Origin of the sequence: Victivallis sp. (assembly GCF_048170485.1) — a bacterium.
In the GTDB taxonomy this organism is placed as follows: Bacteria; Verrucomicrobiota; Lentisphaeria; order Victivallales; family Victivallaceae; genus Victivallis.
In genome coordinates this window covers 1-4,936 of the sequence record NZ_DBEXAY010000305.1, presented here as the reverse complement: position 1 = coordinate 4,936, position 4,936 = coordinate 1, and the positions used below count along the sequence as shown (strand labels likewise).

4 protein-coding genes are annotated in these 4,936 nt (G+C 55.4%); all 4 read left to right on the top strand.

The window, feature by feature from the left end:
- The first annotated feature begins 164 nt into the window (after positions 1-164).
- The gene (locus ACMLHG_RS15990) at positions 165-866 is read left to right on the top strand and encodes a type II secretion system protein (protein WP_294434898.1); all 702 of its coding nucleotides are present in this window, start codon (positions 165-167) and stop codon (positions 864-866) included.
- A gap of 30 nt (positions 867-896) precedes the next feature.
- Positions 897-2,453 (top strand): glycoside hydrolase family 5 protein, encoded by a 1,557-nt coding sequence (locus tag ACMLHG_RS15985; RefSeq protein WP_417171130.1) that lies wholly within the window; start codon positions 897-899, stop codon positions 2,451-2,453.
- Positions 2,454-3,013: 560 nt separating this feature from the next.
- Complete coding sequence (locus tag ACMLHG_RS15980; protein WP_417171129.1) at positions 3,014-4,096, top strand: LacI family DNA-binding transcriptional regulator; 1,083 nt, start codon at positions 3,014-3,016, stop codon at positions 4,094-4,096.
- 49 nt (positions 4,097-4,145) lie between these two features.
- Positions 4,146-4,936: prepilin-type N-terminal cleavage/methylation domain-containing protein (locus ACMLHG_RS15975; RefSeq protein WP_417171128.1), on the top strand; the 791-nt coding region annotated here is incomplete at its 3' end.

Below are 4,936 nucleotides of genomic sequence, written 5' to 3'. Positions count from 1 at the left end.
TAATTTTATTTGGGGCGCCAGGGTTGTTCCTGCTGTTCATTTCAAGTATAATTAAAGAGGATGGCGAACGTCGAGGCGATACAAGGAAATGAGAGTGGGGGGATGAAAATCTGCTGTCGGCGCGGTATGAGTTGTTTCCCTGTCAATCGAAAGGAACGGAGAATATGAAACGCTTTTTTTCTCTGATCGAATTGCTGGTGGTGATTGCGATCATCGCGATACTGGCGTCGATGCTGCTTCCGGCATTGAACAAAGCGCGGGACCGGGCGCGTTCGGTGAAGTGCGCGAATACGGCGAAACAGCTGGGGATGTACTTTGCGCTGTACACCCAGAATTACGGCGGCTGGATTCCCGCCTGCACACAGTCCGGGGCCGACGGCAAACCGAACTGGACGGTTTCGCTGATCAATGGATTCCGATCGATCACCAGAAACGATTTTGTCTGTCCGGCCGTGCCGGTCTCCTCCTACGGCACCGGGAATTACTGGTTCCGGGCCGGGGACTGGAAAAACAACACCCATCAGGTGGACTGGGCCTACAACATCAATTTTGCCGGGTACAACGAGCTGCTGGGGATCCGGGAAGGGAAGATTTACCGGCCCTCCTACAAGATTTTTCTGGTGGAGTCCGCGGTATCGGTCAACCAGGATTACGGCTACTTCCGGATCAGTTTCTCCAACGGACTGCCGCAGGGGGGATACGGCATTCCGGCATCGCGGCACGGGCATATCAACAATTCCCTGTGTGGTGATGGTCATGTTGAGTCTTTCCGGTTGCGGTCCAATATCCTGCCGTGGAATCAGCCCCCGTTCCGGTGGAAATGGGAGGCCACCGACAATCGGCTGTACGGGCCGCGCAACATGTAAAACCATTGTTTCAGAACAGGAGGTATCTGAATGAATCTTTCGAAAGTCGGGTGTCTGATTGCGGTTCTGGCCGCGGCCGCGGGACTCCAGGGGGCGTATGTCAACGGCGAGCTGCTCTGGGAGGGGGATTTCACCACCCGGGAAGGGGCGGCGCGGGCCGGAAAAGAGGCGCTGGAGCATTTCCGGCCGGACGCGGGGCCGGATGGCAAGGGGGCTCTGGTGTTCCGGACGCGTCGGAACACCGAAACCGATTGGATCCGGATTCCTCTGCCGGCGGGGAAACTTGCCGGCATGATTCAGCTGGAGGCGGTCGTATCGGGCAAAGATCTGGCTCCCGGCGGGCGTCCCTTCTGGGGCAGCAAGGTGATGCTCAACTTCCAGAGCGCCGGAAAGAGCCGCTGGCCGGAAACCTCCCGGAATTTCGGCACCTATGCGTGGAGTACGGCCGGCATGGCCGAAGTAATTCCCGCTGACGCCGCCAATCTGGGGCTGTACCTGGGGATTCAAGGGGCGTCCGGGGAGTTCCGCGTCGCGACGGTCAGGATTTATCGCTGTGTCGAGGGCAGGGAAGAGAGCCGTGAAATTCCGGCCAATCCGATTGCGGCGGCGATTCCCCGCGGACCGGGGCACGGCACGAAATACCGTGGCGTGATGTCGGGGGGAGATCTCTCGCCGGAAGCCTTCCGGCGGCTTGCGGACTGGGGAGTTAATCTAATCCGCTATCAGCTCAATCCGGGGCTCAATACGCCGAAAATCGATCTCTCCACCCGGGAGGGATATCTCAGATGGATCGAGGCGGAGATGCAACGGCTCGACGAGGTGCTCAAGCTCTGCCGTCAATATGACATCAAAGCGGTCATCGATCTTCATGCGGGGCCGGGCAACCGGATTTCAAAGGTTTCCAGCAATGAGATCGATACCGGGCTTGATGTCAATACTCTGACCGAGGCCTGGCGCAGAATGGCGAAGCGTTACAAAGGGAATCCGTCGATCTACGGCTACGACATTTTGAATGAACCGGTGAACAACCGGACGCCGAGTGTTGACTTGTGGCAGCAGACGGCCGAGCGTGTGACGTCGGCGATCCGGGCGATTGACCGGAAAACCCCCATCATTATCGCGGCGGGATTCAGCATCTCTCAATTTGGAAATTTCAAGCCGCTGCACTATGAAAACATCATTTACAGCCCGCATTTCTATGAACCGTTCGCCTACACCCATCAAGGGGTTGGCGGTGCCTGGAAGATTCATTGGCGCTACCCTGGCTGGATCAACGGGGTGTACTGGGATAAGGAACAGCTGCGGGTCAGCATGAAGGATGCGATCGAATTTCAACGAAAGTATCAGGTTCCCATCTTCGTCGGGGAGTTCAGCGTGATCGTGAGAGCGCCGGGAGGGGAGCGCTATCTCAAAGATATGATCGAACTTCTGGAAGAGTATGGCTGGGATTGGACCTATCACGCTTTCCGCGAATGGGCCGGCTGGAGTCTGGAGCACGAGTCCACCCCTGACGGAAAGATCCTCTCTTCGAAAGACAATCCGCGCATGCGGGTCGTTGTGGAAGCGTTCCGGAAAAACCGCCGTTGAGCGGGGCCGGTAACTGTCGGTAACCGGAGTGCGTCTTGATAATGATCGAAGCTTGAATTTTTCCGGTTCTGAACGGTTTACGTACCAAATTGCTCCCGAACTCTGATTCGGGAGCTTTTTCCATCATCAGGGGAAGGGGGGCGCCGTGTCGTGCGCCGGGCGGATTGCATCAACCGGAAGATGTGACGTATCTATCTTGTAATATGAGTACTTCATATTGTACACCCGGGTGCCGCAGAATATCGATTTGGGTCTTTCGGACGGATGAAATGAATGAAATTTCAGCTGGTTCCCCAGATGAACGCGGATTTCCCTGAAATATTCCGGCCAGTTGCCGGTTCTTCCGTTGTTGGCAGGTTGGGTGAGCGAAAGCCGACTTTTTTCGGAAAAAAATTTGTGCCCTCTTGACTTTGACAAAGAAATATGGTATAATATCATCCAAGATATGAAACGTTTCATGTTTTGAGTTTCAATCCCCGCGTCTTCCTCGGATTGGGGCGGAATAAAAGAGTTATGAAACGTTTCATTCGAGGTGTGACAAGGAGTGCAAAGCGAGACAAATGAAACGGAGCGCAACAGGTAAGCCGGTTACTCTCAAGCAGATTGCAGAGTTGACGCATTGCTCGGTCGCCGCGGTTTCTACGGCGTTGAATAATCCGCAGAGCAACTCCGGTGTCAGTGCGGAACGACGGGCGCGGATCAAGGCTGCCGCTGCGAAACTGGGTTATCACCCCAATTTTGCCAGCCGAAGTTTGCGGCAGGCCCGTTCGCGTACGATCGGGGTTTATGTGCAGCCGAAAGTCTGGCGGGATATCGGCAACGATTACGAAATATCGATATTCAAAGGCATTGAACGCGCCGCCGTTGAGCACGGTTATGACATTCTGGTACTCAATATGAACAGTCAGATTCTGCCGGAGATCTGTGCGGAACGGTTGGCGGAACGTCGGATCGATGGTTTGATTCTGCTGCATGCCGACCGGCGTGCCGACTGGATCGATCAGCTCGCTGCAATCAGCGACTGTGTCGTGGCGGTCGATTGTTGCGATGCCACCGGGAAACTGAGTCGTGTGTTGTTCGATGACGTTGCGGCGATTCGGATGGCGGTGAAACATCTGGCCGATCTGGGCCACCGTCGGATCGGATACGCCGGTGTCTGTACCGTCGATGGTCTGGAAGAGGCTGCCGACCGGGAGACGCCGTTCCGGGCGGCGGTGGCGGAATTCGGCCTTGACCAGTCCGCCGAATTGATTCACAACATCGACAACTGCGAGCCGTTGATTGATCCGGCAAGCCCGCGCTGTCAGCTGGAGGGGTGCCAGGCCATGCGATATTTTTTATCGCTTCCGGTTCCGCCCACTGCGGTGGTCGCGTACAATTCGATGGTTGCGACAATGATGCTGCATGAAGCGCGAAAGAGAAAGGTGAAGGTGCCCGGCGAACTCAGCATCATCGGGATCGATGATTATGCCTATCTGCACATGCTGGAAACATTGCCGACCGTGGTTGACCACCGGCTGCCGGAACTGGGATATGCGGGAGGAACCATGCTGATCGATTTGATTGAAGGGAACCTTGCCGCGCCGGCGTTGCAGATGCTTGGTCCGGAGCTGCTTCCCGGCGAGACGACCGCACGGCTGTGATGAAACACTCGGGTGATCCATTAGAGAACCAACCAGAAGGAGTTTGAAGATGAAGAGTGCTACCGGCAGAGCGATGGGCCTGAAGGAAAAATCTCTTTCCCCGAAACGATTTCTTCGCAATTCCCTTCCTGCAGATCAACCATTTACTCTTATAGAACTTCTTGTTGTAATAGCGATCATTGCCATTCTTGCCGCCATGCTCCTGCCTGCGTTGAATAAAGCCCGGATTCGGGCGCAGTCCAGCAGTTGTGTCAATAACTTGAGGCAGATTGGCTCAGCGTTCGCCTCCTACATCGTCGATTTTGATGATTGCCTGCCGCCGGTCTGGGGGCACGCAACCAATTACAACATCATGTGGACCGATGCGCTGATCGGCTCTACACGCTCGCCGGGGAATGCCAGAGGAAAAACCGGCTATTTAACGATTGCCCAGTTGAAGTGTCCCGGACAGTCGGGAAATTTTTCAACGGATTCCACCGCTGTCTGGTGGTGCTGGGGGCCTCATTACGGTACAAATGATCATATATTGTCCTGCCAGGGGGAACGCGGTTCCCGTAAAATAGGAAGACAGCGTTACGCATCCAGGAAAATTGCTGTAACAGATGCATGGTCAACCGATACCAGTGCGAAAACGGCGAAGACAACCGCCGGATATTTTCGGATCGGACCTGCCTATTCCGATGTCAGAAGCTATACGAACAATGGGTACGGGTGCCCTGCAGGGCGCCATGGTGGGACGGCGAATGTTCTCTGGCTGGACTGGCATGTTTCCGGAGTCCAGGTACGCGTGCCGCTTGATCCACATACCACCTGTCCGGAATTTGATATCAATAATGAGGT